Genomic DNA, 18,301 nt, shown 5'->3' with positions numbered 1-18,301 from the left:
AAAGGCTTGAAAACAGTGAGTGTCGGGCTGACGCCGCGGTGGTCGGGCGATGACCCCGCGGCGGCTGCGCCACTCACTGGCTTTGGGAGTTCGGTTTGGTCTTGAGCTTGCCCAGCAGTTTGTCCAGGGACTTCTGGTTCAGCGCCTTGGCGAGCGGGAAGTCCGAGGGCATCAGCGCGCCGGCCTGCGGATCGAGGCAGTGCTCGACCAGTGCTTGCAGGTGCTCCAGCAGACGAGCGGGCAAGCGGCTGTCGACCTCCGGCGTGACGCTGTGCCATTCGACACGCAACACGCCGTCCTCCAGCCACGCCACCACTTCGCGAGCGTGGGTCACCCGGTTTGCCGGCGACACGTCCACCGGTGGGGTCAGGCTGCTGGCGCGCAACCAACCCTCGGGCGTCTGCTCGTGTCCCAGATAATTGAACAGCACGTCGCCGTGGCTGGCCGCCAACTGACCGCGTTGACGCAGCAAGCCGTAACCAAGGCCCTGGCCCGGCACTGCACGCAAGGCTTCCTTGGCGTTGCGCACCTGGTCGCCACGGGCGCCACTGGCGTTGACGCGCAGTGGGAACAGCGTGGTGAACCAGCCGACCGTGCGGCTGACGTCCAGGCCATCGAAAGGCGCATCGCGGCCGTGGCGCTCCAGGTCCACGACGATGTCGCTGCGACGTTCGGTTTCCGCCAGGGTCGCGGCGAGGGCGGCGATCAACAGTTCTTCCGGTTGCGTGCGGTACGCTGCGTGGGACTCGGTCAGCCATTGGTGGGTGCGGGTCGCCTCCCAACGGGTCGACAGAGTCCGGCGCTCGGCCACCGTGGCAACTGGCGGCCGGTTTACGCTGATCTGAGTGCTCCAGTAGCGCTGTTCGCCCGCGACCTTGGCGGCGTGGGCATGCAGGTGCTCGGCCCATTGGCGGTAAGAGGTGGTTTTCGCCGGCAAGGTGGTTTGTTCGTCGCGCTCCAGCCCTGAATACAGCTGTTGGAAATCCTCCAGCAGCGGCGCCCAGGACACCGCATCCACCACCAGGTGATGAGCCACCAGATACAGGCGCTGGGGTTCACCTTCCAGCAGGGCTGCGGCAAACAGAGGACCGTGTTGCAGGTCCAGGCTTTGCGCGACCTGCAGCAGTTGGTCCGGGTGCTCGCAGCAAGTCAGTTGCGCCGGCGCCACCGGGGCGATCCGGGCCTGCCACTGTCCATCGACCTCGGCGAAGCGCAAGCGCAGGGCGTCGTGGTGCGCGACCAGGCGATCCAACACCGCCTGCACGATTGTTGGCTCAAGACGCCGGTCGCTGTCGGCCAATACGGACTGGTTCCAGTGCGCGGCCTGGGGTTGCTGTTGGTCGAAGAACCACTGGTGTAACGGCATCAACGGCATCGCACCGGTGACTTCGCCCTGTTCGGCCTGGGTCAGCAGGGCCGTGGTCACCTGGGCCAGCGCCGCCGGGGTGGGCGAGCGGAACAGGTCCCGTGGCGTCAGCGAGTAGCCGTGTTCGCGCAGACGTGAGATCAGCTTCAGACCGAGAATCGAATCACCGCCCAAGGCGAAGAAGCTGTCGCTGGTGCCGACCTCTCGGCCACCGGTCAGACTTTCGCCGAGCAGCTCGCCGAACAGCTGGCACAACAGGCTTTCCAGCGCGTTGCGCGGTGCGGCGTAGTCTTTCTGGGTTTGCGGCAAGGGCAGGGCCGCCAGGGCCTTGCGGTCGATCTTGCCGTTGCTGTTGAGCGGCAGCGTCGGGACGTGGACCCACACCGCCGGCACCATGTAGGCCGGCAATTGGGCGGCGAGCAGGGTGTCGAGGCCCGATTGCGCTGCGCTGCTGCTGTAGAACGCCACCAGACGGTTATCGATGACCAGGGTGCAGGCCCCAGTGATGTCCGGCAGGTTCAACATGGCGGCGTCGATCTCACCAAGCTCGATGCGCTGGCCGCGCAGCTTCACCTGATGATCCAGGCGCCCGAGGTATTCGATGTTGCCATCGGCCAGGAAGCGGCAGCGGTCGCCGGTGCGGTACAGGCGATCACCGTCGATGAACGGGCTGGCGAGGAAGCGTTCCTCTGTCAGGTCGGGACGCTTGAGGTAGCCGCGGGCGACGCCGACACCGCCGATGTACAGCTCGCCAATGCTGCCGATGGGCAGCGGTTGCAGGCTTTCATCGAGGATGTACAGGCGCAGGTTGGCGATGGGTTTACCGATAGGCACGATCACATCGTCCACCGAGCAGCGCCATACCGAGACGTCGATGGCCGCTTCGGTCGGGCCGTACAGGTTGACCAGTGCCGCCGGGTGTCGGCCCATGAAGCGCCGCACCAGATCCACCGGCAGTGCCTCGCCGCTGGCAAACACCTGGCGCAGGCTGTGGCAGTCGACCAGGCTCGGCTCCTCGACAAAGGCGCGCAGCATCGACGGCACGAAGTGCAAGGTGGTGACCTGCTCCTGCTGGATCAACTGGCTGAGATACGCCGGGTCGCGATGACCGTCGGGACGGGCGACCACCAGGGTGGCGCCGGTGATCAGCGGCCAGAAGAACTCCCACACCGAGACGTCGAAGCTGTACGGGGTTTTCTGCAGCACGCGGTCGTTCGGGCCAATCGGGAACGCGTCCTGCATCCAGTACAGACGGTTCATCAAGGCGCCGTGTTCGTTCATCACGCCTTTCGGTTGGCCGGTGGAGCCGGAGGTGTAGAGCACGTAGGCCAGGTCATTGGCCGCGACGCTGATCGGGTCGAACGCCGGTGCCTGGGGCAGGGTGTCGAGGGTCCAGGCCTGATGTCCGGCCGGCAGGCGCGACAGCCACTGGGCCTGGGTCAGGCTGACCTTGGCGTCGGCGTCTTCGATCAGGAAGGCCAGGCGCCCGGCGGGCAGCTCCGGATCCAGCGGCAGCCAGGCGGCGCCGGCGTGGACGATGCCGAGCAGGGCCACGACCATGTCCACCGAGCGCTCCATGCACACCGGCACGATGTCATCGGCGCCAATACCGGTCGCGCGCAGGGCCCGGGCCACGGCTTGTGCCCGTTGGTCCAGCTCGGCGTAAGTCAGGCGTTGGCCTTCGAACACCAGTGCCGGGGCGTTGGGGCTGAGGGCGGCTTGCTGGCTCAGGGCGGTGTGCAGGTTGGTCGGGCCGCTGTAGTGACGCTCGGTGGCGTTCCAACGGTCCAGCTGCTGTTGGTCCTGCTGCTGCGGGAACAGCTCGATCAGCGTTCGCCCAGGCGCCGCCACCAACGCATCCAGCAGTGCACACCATTGTGCGCTCCAGCGTTGCATCGTCGACTCCTCGAACAGCGCCGCTTGATATTCCAGCGCCAGGGTCATGTCGCTGCCGTCGTCCTGGACTTCCCAGCTCTGTTCGAACTTGGCGTCGATCACCGGCAGCACCTGCTCTTCGACCTCCAGTCCCGGCCATTGGCTGCTGTCCACGCGGCCGTAGTTAAGAGAGAACAGCACCTGGAACAGTGGCGTGCGGTTCAGGTCGCGGTGTTGTGCGACAGCGCCGACCAGGGTGGCGAAGGGCAGGTCGGCGTGGGCCTGGGCCGCACGCAGATCGGCTTCGAGACTGGCGAGCAATTGCTCGGCCGGGGCCCGTTGGTCGACTTCGCTGCGGATCACCAGGGTGTTGACCAGGCAGGCCAGCAGCGTCTGGGCTTGCGGCTGATCGCGCTGGTCCGCCGGGGTGCCGAGACGAATCTCGCGCTGACCGCTGTAACGCGCCAGCAGTGCGCTCAGGGCCGAGGCCAGCACCACGTAAGTGGTCGTGCCGCGCTGACGGGCGAACTGGCGGATCGATTCGGCGCGCTGGGCGCCGAGGTTGACGATCAGTTGCCGAGCCCGACGATCGGCTTCGGCGCCCCGTGGATGGTCGATGGGCAGATCGAGCTGGTAATCGTCCTGGTCCAGGTGGTTTTTCCAGTAAGTCAGGCTGGCATTGCGTCGGGCCTGGGTGTCCGGATGCTGTTGCCACAGGGCGAAGTCGACATAGTCGATTTCCAGCGGCGTCCAGGCCGGCGACTGTCCATCGAGGCCGGCGGCGTAGGCCTGGGTCAGCTCGTCGATGAGCAATTGCATGGCCCAACCGTCGGTGGCGCTGTGGTGCAGGCACACCAGCAACAGGTTTTCGTCGCTGTCCTGGCGTTGTAGCAGGTGCGCCCGCCAAGGCGCGGCGGCGGCCAGGTCGAATGGCGCCATCAACTCGGCTTGGGCCGTGGCGCAGGTCGCGCGCCAATCCTGTGTGGCAACGGCAGTGACCGCGAGCGCCGGCCCGTGGTCGTCGATCAGCAGTTGCGGCTCGCCCTGGACTTCGACAATCCGGCTGCGCAGCACCAGGTGACGTTGGCTGACCTGTTCGAAGGCTTCGCGCAAGACGCGGACTTGCAGCTCGCCGCGCAACGTCAGGGCGAACGGCATGTGGTATTCGCGAGAATCCGGAACCAGGCGGCTGAGCATCCAGAAGCGCTTCTGTGCCAGCCCCAAGGGCAGTGCCGCCGGACGCGGCTGCGAGGTGATCGATTCATCCGCTGTCGCCACGCCCAGGTAATCGGCCAGGGCCGCAACTGTCGGTTGTTCGAACACCACTGCCAACGGCAGGGAAACCCCCAGGCGTTCACGGACCCGGCTGACCAGGCGGGTCGCCAATAGGGAGTGGCCGCCGAGCTGGAAGAAGTGCGCTTCGATGCCGACTGACGCGCATTCCAGCACTTCGCTGAACAACTCGCAGAGCGCGCTTTGCATGGCGGTGCGCGGCGCGATGTACGGCCGGTCGCTGTGGTGTTCCGGCAGCGGGGTGGCGGCCAGGGCCTTGCGGTCGAGCTTGCCGTTGCTGTTCAGGGGCAGGCTGTCGAGCTGGACGAAGAAGCTCGGCAGCATGTGCGCGGGCAGGTTGTCGCTCAATGCGCTACGAATGGCAGCCTCGTCGGCGTCACCGCACCAGAAACTCACCAAGCGTTGCTCCAGCAGCAGGGTCGCGGCGTCGCGAACGCCGCTCTGGGCCAGCAGATCGGCGTCGATCTCACCAAGCTCGATGCGCTGGCCGCGCAGCTTCACCTGATGATCCAGGCGCCCGAGGTATTCGATGTTGCCATCGGCCAGGAAGCGGCAGCGGTCGCCGGTGCGGTACAGGCGATCACCGTCGATGAACGGGCTGGCGAGGAAGCGTTCCTCTGTCAGGTCGGGACGCTTGAGGTAGCCGCGGGCGACGCCGACACCGCCGATGTACAGCTCGCCAATGCTGCCGATGGGCAGCGGTTGCTGGCTTTCATCGAGGATGTACAGGCGCAGGTTGGCGATGGGTTTACCGATAGGCACGATCACATCGTCCACCGAGCAGCGCCATACCGAGACGTCGATGGCCGCTTCGGTCGGGCCGTACAGGTTGACCAGTGCCGCCGGGTGTCGGCCCATGAAGCGCCGCACCAGATCCACCGGCAGTGCCTCGCCGCTGGCAAACACCTGGCGCAGGCTGTGGCAGTCGACCAGGCTCGGCTCCTCGACAAAGGCGCGCAGCATCGACGGCACGAAGTGCAAGGTGGTGACCTGCTCCTGCTGGATCAACTGGCTGAGATACGCCGGGTCGCGATGACCATCGGGACGCGCGACCACCAGAGTGGCGCCGGTGATCAGCGGCCAGAAGAACTCCCACACCGAGACGTCGAAGCTGTACGGGGTTTTCTGCAGCACGCGGTCGTTCGGGCCAATCGGGAACGCGTCCTGCATCCAGTACAGACGGTTCATCAAGGCGCCGTGTTCGTTCATCACGCCTTTCGGTTGGCCGGTGGAGCCGGAGGTGTAGAGCATGTAGGCCAGGTCATTGGCAGCGACGCTGAGCGGGTCGAACGCCGGTGCCTGGGGCAGGGTGTCGAGGGTCCAGGCCTGATGTCCGGCCGGCAGGCGCGACAGCCACTGGGCCTGGGTCAGGCTGACCTTGGCGTCGGCGTCTTCGATCAGGAAGGCCAGGCGCCCGGCGGGCAGTTCCGGATCCAGCGGCAGCCAGGCGGCGCCAGCGTGGACGATGCCGAGCAGGGCCACGACCATGTCCACCGAGCGCTCCATGCACACCGGCACGATGTCATCGGCGCCGATGCCGGCCGCGTGCAGCGCCCGGGCCACGGCTTGCGCCCGTTGGTCGAGCTCGGCGTAAGTCAGGCGTTGGCCTTCGAACACCAGTGCCGGGGCGTTGGGGCTGAGGGCGGCTTGCTGGCTGAGGGCGGTGTGCAGGTTGGTCGGGCCGCTGTAGTGACGCTCGGTGGCGTTCCACTCGACCAGTTGGCGCTGGCGCTCTGTTGCCGCCAACGGCGACCAGTCCGCGAGGCGGGTCTGCGGTGCATCGAGCATGGCTTCCAGCAGTTGCTGCCATTGCTCCAGCCAACGCCGGGCGGTGGTTTCGCTGAACAGCGCGGCGCGGTATTCCAACAACACCGACAGTACCTCGCCGTCATACACCTCCCAGTTCAAGTCGTATTTGGTGGCCTGGGCGTTCACGGCGCGCTCGCTGACCTGCAACGACGGCCAGTGCTGGCAGGACGAATCCGCGTTCTGCATGGCGAACAGCACCTGGAACAACGGCGTCTGGCCGAGGCTGCGGGCCGGCTTGAGGTGTTCGACAACCTGGTCGAACGGCACGTCCTGATGCTGCTGGGCGTCCAGTACGCGGTTGCGGACCTGACCCAGCAAGCCTTCGAAGTCCAGGCTCGGATCGAGGTCGGCACGCATGACCACGGTGTTGACGAAGCAGCCGATCAGCGGCTGCAGCTCGGCAAACGGCCGCTGGGCCACCGGACTGCCGACCCGCACGTCGCGCTGGTTGGCGTAGCGCCCCAGCAGCAATTGCGCGGCACTGAGCATCAGCATGTACAGGGTGGCGCCACGTTGTTGGGCGAATTGTCGCAGGCGTCCCACCAGGGCCGGCGGCAGCTGCAATTGCACCGCGCCGGCAGCCGGGGCGAGGTGGTTGGGGCGGCCCTGTTCGGTGGGCAGGTCCAGCAGGTAGTCGCCGTCCTCCAGTTGTCCACGCCAGTATTCCAACTGGCTGCGGAATGCGGTCTGTTGACCGGGCTCGCGCTGCCAGAGGGCGTAGTCGGGGTATTGCAGAACGAGTTCCGGCAGCATGGCCGCCGTGCCCTGGCAATGGGCGCTGTAGCAACGGCCCAGCTCATTCAGCAGGTTCTGGCTGGAGGCATCGTCGGTGGCGCAGTGGTGCACGGTGAGCAGCAGCAGGGCCTGGGCGCGGTCGCTGCGTTGCAGCAGGGTGGCGCGGATCGGCACTTCGCTGGCGAGGTCGAAACGACGTCCGTTTTCTGCCTGGATGGCCTCGTCGGTCAGTTGCTGCCAATGCGTATCACTGGTCGCTTCCAGGGTTGTCAACTGCAGGGTGAAGTCGACTTGCGGCTCGATGACCAGCGCCAACTCGCCGTCGCTCTCGCGCACGATACGGCTGCGCAGGATTTCGTGACGTTGGACCACGCTGTTCAGGGCCGCTTGCAGGGCCCGGGTATCGAGTTCACCGTCCAGTTGCACGGCGCTGACCACGTTGTATTCGCCACCGCCGGCACTCAGTTGTTCCAGGAACCACAGGCGTTGTTGTTCGAACGACAACGGCAGGCGCGCCGGGCGTGGCGCCGCCACGAAGGTCGCGGCGGGGGCTTGCAGCGGCTCGCCCAGCAGCGCGGCCAGGGCCTCCAGGGTCGGGTGTTCGAACACGGAGCGCAGCGGCGGCACTGTGGCGAACTGTTGGCGCAGGCGGGCAAACAGCGCTGCCGCCAGCAGCGAATGACCGCCGAGGTAGAAGAAATGGCTGTCGCGACCGATCTGTGTCGACGGCACCTTCAGCAACTCCGACCACAGCGCGGCGAGTTGTCGTTCGGCGCTGCTGCGCGGCGGATCGAGGGCGTCCGGCGCGGCTTGGATGTCCGGGGCCGGCAGGGCCTTGCGATTGAGTTTGCCGTTGTCGGTCAGCGGCAGTTCATCGAGCAGCACGAACGCCGAAGGCACCATGTAGTCGGGCAGGGCGGCGCCGATGGTCTTGCGCCAGGCGTTGACATCGGCCTGTCCATCACAGGTCACGTAGGCCACCAGGCGCTTGTCGCCGGGTACGTCCTCCCGGGCCAGCACCACGGCCTGGCGTACGCCGGGCTGGGCGCCGATCAGGCTTTCGATTTCCCCCAGTTCGACGCGGAAGCCACGGATCTTCACCTGATGGTCCATGCGCCCGAGGTATTCGAGCTGGCCGTCGGGCAGCCAACGCACCAGGTCGCCGGATTTGTACATCCGCGCGCCTTCCTGCGGTGAGAAGGGGTCCTCGATGAACACCTTCGCGGTCTGCTCGGCCCGGTTGAGGTAGCCCAGGGTCACCCCGGCGCCACCGATGTGCAGTTCGCCTGGCACACCCACCGGCAGCGGGTTGAGGAAGCCATCGAGGACATAGGTGCGCACGTTGGCGATCGGCCGTCCGATGATAGGCCGGGCCGGGAAATCATCGACCGCGCAGCCGGTGGCGTCCACCGTGCACTCGGTCGGGCCGTAGGTGTTGAAGAAGCGGCTGCCGGCAATCGACGGCAGGCGTTGCCACAACTGCGCGTCCACGGCGTCGCCACCGAACAGCACGAAGCGTGGCAGGTACACCTCGCCCCGGCGCACGCCGTCGCTTTCCAGCAGGGCCTTGAGTTGCGCTGGGGTGCACTCGAAGGCGTCCAGGCGGGTTTGCGCGAAGAACTGCGCCAGCGCTTGTGGGTCGTAGCGCACGTCTTCCGGGGTCAGGTACAGGCTGTGGCCATCGAGCAGCAGGATGAGTTCGGCCACCGAGCTGTCGAAGGCAAACGAGTAGTTGAAGCTGGTGCGCAGCGGCTGGTCGGTATAGCGACGGTACAGGCCATGGATCCGCGCCCAGGCCAGGTTGACCACCGAACCGTTGGTGACCAGGGTGCCCTTGGGCTTACCGGTCGAGCCGGAGGTGTACATGATGTAGGCCAGGTCCTGCGGCCCGGCGAGCGGCGGCAGGTTGTCGTCTGGCTGATCGGCGAACAGCGCCGCGTCGCTGTCCAGGCGCAGGCGTGGCAGGTCGGCGCCCAACTGTTCCAACAGGCCCTGTTGGCCGAGGAACAGCACCGGTTGCGCGTCTTCGAGCATGTAGGCGAGGCGATCCACCGGGTAGGTCGGGTCCAGCGGCACATAGGCGCCACCGGCCTTGAGGATCCCCAGCAAGCCGACCAACAGTTCCAGCGAGCGCTCGACACACAGCGCCACGGGACGATTGGCGACCACGCCACGGCTGCGCAGGTAATGCGCTACCTGGTTGGCCCGCCGGTTCAACTCGCTGTAGCTCAGGCGACGGCCCTCGAAGCACAACGCGTCACGCTCGGGGGTGTGCTCGGCCTGTTGTTCGAACAGCTGGGCGAAGGTCAGGTGGGTGGGCACCGTCATCTCGGTACGGTTCCATTCCACCACCGTGCGCTGCCATTCCGCGTCCATCAGCAGCGGCAGGGCTGCCACCGGGCGTTGCGGTTCGGCGAGCATCTGTTCGAGCAGGTACTCCAGGCGGGCCAGGGTCTGGCGGGCGCTGTCGGCGACGAACAGGTCCAGGGCGAACATCAGCTCCAGCTGGATCGGGGCATTGGCCGGGCACAACACGTGCAGGTCCAGGTCGCATTCCGAATGCCGGAGCGGGGTGTCCAGGGCTTCGAATTCCAGCCCGGGGAAGCGCAAGCGCGATTCCATGGCCAATTGCTGGGCCACCATCACTTGGTACAGCGGCGCGTGGCTGAGGCTGCGGGGCAGTTGCAGACTGTCCACCAGTTGCTCGAAAGGCAGGTCCTGGTGCTGCAGGCCGCTGCGCAGGCGCTCGGCCACCTGTTGCACCAGTGCGGTGAAATCCGCTTGCGGCGCAAAGTCGGCGCGGATCGCCAGGTTGTTCAGCAAGATGCCGAGCAGGCCTTCGGTGCCCGGTTGTTCGCGGTGAGTGACCGGGGTGCCGACCAGCACGGTGGCATCGCCGCTCAAGCGGTGCATCAACACGGCGAAACCGGCGAACAGTACGGTGAACGGGGTGGTGCCAAGGCGACTGGCAAAGGCTTGCACCCGGCCACTGAGGTCGGCACTGAGTTCGCGCTGGACGATGCCGGCGCGGTAGCTCTGCATCGATGGCCGTGGATGGTCGGTGGGCAGCGCCAGCAGCGGACTGCCTTCGCTGTCGCGACGGTCCAGGGTGCTGGTCCAGTAATCCAACTGACGCTTGAGTTCGGCGCCTTGCAGGTGTTCGCGCTGCCAGAGGGCGAAGTCGGCGTATTGCACCGGCAATGCCGGCAGTTCGGCGGCGGCGCCGTTGCAGCGGGCCTCGTAACCCAGGGCCAGTTCCCGCAGGGCGATGGTGGCCGACCAGGCGTCCGACACCAGGTGATGCAGGGCGATGCCCAGCACGTGCTCTCCTGGCGCCAGGCGCAGCAGGCGGGCACGCAGCAACGGCGGGCAGGTCAGGTCGAACGGCTGCTCGAAGGTGTCTTGCAGGGCAGTGAACTGCGCGCCTTCGCGGGCGGTGGCGGTCAGGCCGGACAGGTCTTCGAAAGGCAGCGCGATGTCCAGCGACTCGCTGATGCGCTGGCAAGGCACGCCATCGGTGCTGTGGATGCCGGTGCGCAGGATCTCATGGCGCGCCAGCAGGTCATTCAGGCTGGCATGCAGCGCCTCGACATCCAGTTCGCCTTTGAGGTGCAGGGCGAACGGGATGTTGAACAGCGTCGTGCCCGGGGTCAGTTGCTCGATGAACCACAGGCGTTGTTGCGAGAACGACAGCGGCAACAGGGCCGGGCGCGGTATGGCTTTCGGTGCCTTGAGGGCGGCGGCTTGTGGCGCGGCGGCGTCGGCCTGGCGGGCGGCGATGTTTACCGCCAGCAAGGCCACGGTGGGTTGTTCGAACAGCGTGCGCAGCGGCAGATCGAGTTTGAAATGGCTGCGCAGTCGCGCCACGATCTGGGTCGCCAGCAACGAGTGGCCGCCGAGGGTGAAGAAATTGTCTTCCACGCCCACGGTGTCGCGCCCCAGGACCTCGGCCCAGATCGCCGCCACGGCGGTTTCCAATGGGTTGCGCGGGGCTATGCTTTGCTGGGCGTCGGCCTGCCAGTCCAGTTCCCGGGCGGCCAGAGTCTTGCGATCGACCTTGCCGTTGTTGTTCAGCGGCAGGCTGTCCAGGCAGACGAAGGCGGCCGGGACCATGTACGGCGGCAGTTGCGCCCGCAGGTGCTCGCCCAGGCCGTCGCTGCCCAGGGTGTCGTCATGGGCCGACCAGTACGCCACCAGCCAGGCTTCACCCACGCTGTTTTCCCGCAGCAGGACGGCGGCTTCGCGCACGTTCGGGTGCTGTGCGAGGCGGTGTTCGATTTCGGTCAGTTCGATCCGGTGGCCGCGCAGTTTTACCTGCTGGTCGCGGCGGCCGAGGTATTCGATCACCCCGTCTGCGCGCCAGCGGCCCAGGTCACCGGTGCGATACACGCGACCTTCCAGTTGCGGATGTTCGATGAACGCATCAGCAGTGCGCTGCGGATCGTGCAGGTAGCCACGGCCGACGCCGACGCCACCGACACAGATTTCCCCGGCGACACCCACGGGCACCGGACGCAGGGCTTCGTCCAGCACATACAGGCGGTTATTGGCGGTCGGCTGGCCGATGGGCATGTGGCTGATGTGCGCGGCCGGGGCTTCGTAGATCGGCTGGAACGCCACGTCGTCGGCGCATTCGGCCGGCCCGTAGGCATTCATCAAGGCGATGTCGGGGAAGCGCGCGAACCAGTCCCGGGCCACGGTCGGCGGCAGGGCTTCACCGGTGGGCAGCACCCAGCGCAGGTCCGGCAGTTGCAGGTCGCATGGGCACAGGGCGAGCAGGGTGCGCATCAGGCTCGGGACAATTTCCAGCACGCTCAGGCGTTCGCTGGCGAGCACCTGCAACAGACGCTGCGGGTCGTGGGCGACTTCATCCGGGAGGATGTGCACGGTGGCACCGAGCACCGGCGCGGCGAGGAACTGCCACACGGAAATGTCGAACGCCACGGAGGCGGTCTGCGGAATCCGGTCCTCGGCGCCGAGCCCCAGGGCGGGGACTTTGCCGAAGATGTTGTTGAGCATGCTCCGTTGTTCGATCATCACGCCCTTCGGCGTACCGGTCGAGCCCGAGGTGAAGAGGACGTAGGCGAGGCTGTCCGGGCGGCCGAGAGCAGGCAGCGGCGAGTCGTTGCCAGTCCTCCAGCAGGCTTCGGCGAACAGCGCCTCGGGGGCCTGTTCCAGACCGCTGAACAACGGATCGAGCAGGGCGCTGCAACTTTCACTAGCGACTAGCAACGGCGCGCGGGACAGGCTGAGGATCTCCCGCAGGCGCTCGGGCGGATGACTGACTTCCAGGGGCAGCATCGCCGCGCCGGTCTTGAACACGGCAATCATCATGGTCAGCAGCGCCAGGCCACGGGGGGCGGCCAGGGCGACCAACTGATCTTCACCGGCACCAGCCTCGCGCAAGGCATGGGCCAGGCGTGTGGAGCGCTGGTCCAGCTCGGCGTAGGTCAGCGACTCACCGTCGCAGATCGCCGCGACCTGCCCGCCGCGTTGGGCGACCTGGTGGGCAAACAACTGCGCGTAGCTTTGGTCCAGCGGGAAGTCGTGTGGATTGACCGCCCAATCGCCCAACAGCTGTTGGCGTTCCTCGGCAGCCAGGAGCTCCAAACTGCCCAACGGCGCATCTGGCGCTGCCAGCATGTCTGCCACGAGGCTGGCGATATGGCCCAGCAGACGCTCGACGGTGGCGGCCTCAAAACGTTCGCGGTCATAGGACACACGGATGCCCAGTTGCTCGCCGGGCAGGATGACTACGGTCAAGCCGTAGTGGGTGTGCACGCTGTGGTCCATGCCTTCGAGGCTGAACTGGAAACCGCCTTCGAGGATTTGCTCGTCGATTGGGGCGTTTTCGAATACCAGGATGCTGTCGAACAGGGTTTCGCCCCGGGGGAAGTCGCTCCAGCCCTGGATATCCGTCAGGGGCGTGTGTTCAAAGTCGCGCATGTCGACGTTGAGCCCTTGCAGGTCACTCAGCCAACTGCCGAGGGAGGCCTCCGGGTCCACCGACACCCGCAGCGGCAACGTATTGATGAACAAGCCGATCATTTCCGCGACGCCGGTCAGGTCCGCCGGACGGCCGGCCACGGTGACACCGAAGACCACGTCCCGTTGGCCGCTGTAGCGCGACAGCAACAATGACCAGACGCCCTGGAAGAACGTGTTCGGGGTGATCCGACGGCTACGGCAGAACGCGGCCAGTGCCTGGGTTTGCTGTTCGCTCAGGTGGATCAGTTGATCGTTCACCAGCACCGCGTCGGTGTAGCGATCATGGGTCACGCCGTTGTCCACGGTCAGCGGCGTCGGCGCATTGAGGCCCTGCAGTTGGCCGCGCCAGAATTGCTCGGCCTTGCCCGCATCCTGGCGTTGCAGCCACTGGATGTAGTCGCGAAACGGCCGTGGGCTTTTCAGCTCCGGGGTGCGGTCGTTGCACAGCGCCTCGTAGACCTTGAGGAAGTCCACCGTCACCAGGGAGATGCACCAGGCATCCATCAGGATGTGATGGAAGCTGCGAATGAATTCGTAAGACTCATCGGCCAGGCGCACCAGCCGGAAGTGGATCAGCGGCGGCTTCGACAGGTTGAAGCCGACTTTCTGTTCGTCTTCCAGCAGGCTGCGGATGCGCGCCTCCTGCTCATGGGCGGCAAGCCCGCGCAGGTCGAGGGTGTCCAGCGGGACCTTGACCTCACGGTGGATCACCTGCACCGGTTGCTTCTGGCTTTTCCATTGGAAACTGGCGCGCAGGGATGGGTGCAGCGCCACCACCTGGCGCCATGACTCCAGGAAAGCCACTTCATCGATGGCGCCGCCGATGCGATAGCGGTCCTGCATCAGATAGACACCGGAGTCTTCGTGGAGCAGGGAGTGGAAGAGCATCCCTTGCTGCAATGGCGACAGCGGGTAAACGTCTTCGATTGGATTGCCGGTGGTTTTTTCGGTGGTCATTGAAAGCGTCCTGCGTAAAAGGGGGCAACGTTGATGGCCTGGTAGCGGGAGGAACGACTCACAGGTCGGCCTCGTCCAGTTCGGCCATCAGCGCTTGCATTTCGTCGTCGGACAGGCCCGAGGCGCTGAACTCGGCACTGTCTGCCAGCGGCTCGGCGGCGGATTCGGCCAGGGGCTGTGCGACCTCGGCCATGGCGGCGATGGTCTGGCGTTCGAAGACTTGTTTGGTCGAAAGCGCGATCCCTTGCTCATGGGCCTGGGCCACCACTTGCAGGCTCAGGATCGAGTCACCGCCGATGGCGAAGAAGTTGTCGGTGACGCTCACGCTCGCCAGTTTCAGGACCTTGGCGACGATGGCTTGCAAGGTGGTTTCCATGGCGTTACGCGGCGCGACATGGGTGCTTTCGTCGAACTGGTCCGGGTCGGGCAACTGACGGGTGTCGAGTTTGCCGTTGGGGGTGCGCGGGAAGGTCGCCAGGGTCAGCACCCGGGCCGGAACCATGTACGACGGCAGGCGCTCGCCGAGGAAACGCTTGATCGCTTCGGAGTCCGGTGCATAGCCATGTGCGGCGAGGACGTAGGCCAGCAGACGTTTGCCGGCAGCGTGTTCCTGCACGATCACCGCGGCTTCGCGCACGTCGCTGTGGCTGCACAATTGCCGTTCGATTTCCCCGAGTTCGATGCGGTAACCGCGCACTTTGACCTGGTGGTCCTTGCGGCCGAGGAATGCCACGCGGCCGTCGGCCAGCCAGCACGCCAGGTCACCGGTACGGTAGGCACGGGTGCCGTCGGCCAGGGTGACGAAGGCTTTGGCGGTTTCCTCCGGTTTGTTGCGGTAGCCCCGCGCCAGGGTCGAGCCGGCGAGGACGATCTCACCCGGTTCACCGACGCCGCAGGCCTGGTCGAATTCGTTCAGCAGGCGCAGGTCCATGCCGGCAATCGGGCGGCCGATGCTGACGCTGCGGCTCGGCTCCAGTACCTCGTGACTGGCCCAGACCGTGGCCTCGGTAGGGCCGTATTCATTCACCAGGCGGGCGTGGGGCAAGGTCTTGCTGTGTTGGGCGACCAGGGCCGGCGGACAGGCTTCACCGGCGACGATCCAGCACTCGAGGCTGTCGGTGCTGGTGCTGCGCTGCAATTGATCGAGCAGGGCCTGATACAGCGATGGCAGCGACAGGCCGTGACTGACCTTGTGCTGGGCAACCAGCCGCGCCAGGCGCGCCATCTCCAGTTCTTCTCCAGGTGCCGGCAGCACCAACCGACCACCTTGAGCCAGCGTCCAGAAGATCCCGGCGACCGAGCTGTCGAAGGCAAACGACGACAACAGCAGGTAGGCGCGCACCGGCGTCTCATAGGTCGCCATGCGTACCTGGGTCGAGAAACTCAGGGCGCCATGGCTGATTTCCACGGCTTTCGGTGCGCCGGTGGAGCCTGAGGTGTAGATCAGGTAGGCAAGGGCGTTGGCGTCCGGCAAGGGCAGCGGCGGCAGGTCGCTCGTGTCGCGTGCGCTCAGGTCATCCAGCACGAAACGTTGCAGGGTGGCCGGCAGGCTGTCGGCCAGGTCGGCGCTGACCACGATATGGGCGATGCCGCTGTCGGCCAGCATGTAGGCGCGGCGGTCGGCCGGGTAGGTCGGGTCGATCGGCACATAGGCACCACCGGCTTTCAACACCGCGAGCATGGCGACGATGGCAGCATTGCTGCGCGGGAAGAGAATGCCGACGGGCACGTCGCGGCCGATGCCGGCGGCCACCAGTCGATGAGCCAGACGGGTAGCGCAGGCGTCGAGGCCGGCGTAGCTCAGGTCACCGTCCTGATCGCTGAGGGCGATGGCGTCCGGTTGCTGACGCACCTGACGGGCGATCAGTTCCACCAAGGTCAGCGCTTCGATGGACGGCGAGCTTGGCGTGTTCGCGATAATCGCCGATTGCAACGGTCCGCCGAGCGGCAGGTGGGACCAGGCCTGTTGCGGTTCGGCCAGGGCGCCTTGCAGCAGTTGCAGCCACTGTTCGCCAAGGCAGCGTGCGGCTTCGGCGCTCAGGGTGTGGCAATCGTAGCTCACGCTGGCGTGCAGGCTGTCCGGCAACTGGCGGACATTCAGGCAGGCTTTCACCGGGCCCGTCAGCGCGTCGGCGTAGCGTTCCCGGGCATCACCCGAGCGCCAGGCGAAGGCGTAGCCCGTGGTGAGGTCCTGGGTGTAATAGTCTTGCCAGCCGGTGGTGCGTTCCACCGAAGCGGCCAATTGTTGGCTCTGCTGGAGCAAGGTCGCCTGGGGATCCAGGTCGATGTTCAGCGGCAGGCATTGCTCGAAGACCCCCAGGACGTTGTCCAGTTCCGGTCCGCGGCTTTCGTGGATCAAGGTCAGCGGGACCTGCTGCTGGCCTGCCAGCCGGCCGAGTACCGCCGTCCAGGCGGCCAGCATCAACGCCGAGGTCAGGGCCGGGTGACGGGCAAGCTCGGCGGGGAGGGCCAGTGCCTGTCGGGCCGGGGCGAAACCGGCACCGCTGGGCGCTTCGAGGGACAGTTGCAAGGTGGGCTGCTCGGCCTCGCCCCAAGCTTTCCAGAAACGCACGCCCGGATGGTCGGGTTCGTCTTCCACCAGGTTCCAGCGCCATTCGGCGTAGTCGGCGTACTGCAGGGCTTCGGACAGATCCGCCGGGGTATCTTGCAACAGGGCGTCGGCCAGCAGCCTGAGGCTGGCGAGGTCGAAATGGCTGCCCGCGCCGGCCAGGTCCAGCACCGCTGTTTGATCCGACAGACGCACCAGGGTCACGGCCAGCGGCGCGGTCCAGTCCCGGGTTTGCGAAACGAGACGCGCCAGTTCGGCATCCTGGTCGGCGTTGTTGTGCTGGCGCAGGTCCAGCTGGGCCACCGTCACTGTGCCTGTCTCGTCGATGACCTGTACCGGATGACGCAGGCCCGGTGCCGGCATCAGGCGAGTCCGCAGGATTTCACTGGCAGCCAGCAACGCTTGCAGGCGGCTGTTCAGCGCTTCGACGTCGGTCGGGCCGGACAGCGACCATTGCAAGTGACAACCGAACGGGTGCTCGGCAGCGCCCTTGATGTGGGGATACAGCGCTGCCTGTTGCGGCGAAATACGAAAACCTTGAAGTCCGCTCATGTTCAACTCGACTGGAAATGGGGTTGGATCTGCGGCAGCGTCGGCCCCGGGGCTCACTGACTGAATGTCACGGGAGCCGCTGGCGGACGACGGGTGCCGCCGTTGAAAGTCAAATAGCGACGTCGCTCGACAGCAGGGCTTCGGCCATGCCGGTCATGATTGCGCGCCTGCCGGTAAAGGGTTCGCGTCCGTGGACTGCGAGCATGTTGTCGATGAACAACACGTCGCCCTGTTGCCAACTGAAACGCACCAGCGAGTCGAGGTAGGCCGCTCGCAGCGCCTCCAGGACCTGCGGCTCGATGGGTTCGCCGTCGCCATAAAAGGTGTTGGTGGGCAGGTCGAGGTCGGTGAAGTTGCTCTGCAGCGAATCGCGGATGTGCGGTGGCAGGGTGCTGATGTGAAAGAAGGTGGCGTGGTTGAACCAGACCTCTTCACCGGTGCGTGGATGGCGCACCACGGCGGGTCCGCGCTGACGGGTGCGCAGGCGATTGTTGTCTTTCCATTCCACTTCGATGCCGACGCTGGCGCAGTAGGCTTCGACTTCGCTGCGGTCTTCGGACTGGAACACCGACTGCCACGGCAGGCCGAAACCGTCGCCGTAGTTGCGCACGTACATCACGCCTTTTTCCCTGAAGCGTGCTTCGATCTCCGGGCTGATGGCGGCCTTGACCGCTCGGGTCGAGCCAATCGGGGTTTCGCCACCGGTCTCGGAGGGGAGCTGGCAATAGAAGAACAGTCGCAGCGGGAAACGTGGCGAGTAGGAATGTTCGTTGTGGGGAAAAATCATCTGGTCGGCCGGGTAGTCGGTCGAGGTGTAGATGTTGCCGCCGACCCGGGTCCGGGGCGACGCTCGGAACATGTATTCCAGGGCACCGGGGGAGAGGGTGGCGATCACCTGGTCGAACTGCTCGACGGACGTCACGTTGAACCCGCGAAACAGCAGGGCACCGTATTGCAGCAGTTTTCTCTCGATGGACTCGCGCTCGCCAGTGGCCCAGGCCGCCAGGTCGACGCCACTGACCGCCGGCTCGATCACCAGCGGCAGGGCATGCTCCGGGCTGAGCAGGCGCTCGGTGACCAGTTGCTGTTCCGAGACGTTCATGGCTTTGCGGCGCACGGCGCCAAGGGCGCGGGGCGATGGGGGCATGATAGACATA

Annotated in this window: 3 protein-coding genes; all 3 read right to left on the bottom strand. The window is 66.1% G+C overall.

Translation table 11 applies throughout. The features are described 5' to 3' along the window. Positions 1–73 precede the first annotated feature (73 nt). The 3 genes from FBX99_RS06570 to FBX99_RS06560 all read right to left on the bottom strand — a co-directional run bounded on the left by FBX99_RS06570 (position 74) and on the right by FBX99_RS06560 (position 18,300). Complete coding sequence (locus FBX99_RS06570) at positions 74–14,023, bottom strand: non-ribosomal peptide synthase/polyketide synthase (protein ID WP_145131004.1); 13,950 nt, start codon at positions 14,021–14,023, stop codon at positions 74–76. A gap of 58 nt (positions 14,024–14,081) precedes the next feature. Further along, positions 14,082–17,144 carry an amino acid adenylation domain-containing protein gene (locus FBX99_RS06565; RefSeq protein WP_145131002.1) on the bottom strand — a complete coding sequence of 1,021 codons (3,063 nt, stop codon included), beginning with the start codon at positions 17,142–17,144 and terminating at the stop codon, positions 14,082–14,084. 109 nt (positions 17,145–17,253) lie between these two features. Continuing rightward, the gene (locus FBX99_RS06560; protein WP_145131001.1) at positions 17,254–18,300 is read right to left on the bottom strand and encodes a TauD/TfdA family dioxygenase; all 1,047 of its coding nucleotides are present in this window, start codon (positions 18,298–18,300) and stop codon (positions 17,254–17,256) included. Position 18,301: the final 1 nt, after the last annotated feature.

The sequence above is a fragment of the Pseudomonas sp. SJZ074 genome, from assembly GCF_007828215.1.
Taxonomy (GTDB): Bacteria; Pseudomonadota; Gammaproteobacteria; order Pseudomonadales; family Pseudomonadaceae; genus Aquipseudomonas.
This window is presented reverse-complemented; position numbering and strand designations above follow the sequence as displayed.

Coding starts and splice junctions, on each gene's coding strand:
- FBX99_RS06570 (WP_145131004.1), bottom strand. CDS start 14,023: ATGACCACCGAAAAAACCACCGGCAATCCAATCGAAGACGTTTACCCG.
- FBX99_RS06565 (WP_145131002.1), bottom strand. CDS start 17,144: ATGAGCGGACTTCAAGGTTTTCGTATTTCGCCGCAACAGGCAGCGCTG.
- FBX99_RS06560 (WP_145131001.1), bottom strand. CDS start 18,300: ATGTCTATCATGCCCCCATCGCCCCGCGCCCTTGGCGCCGTGCGCCGC.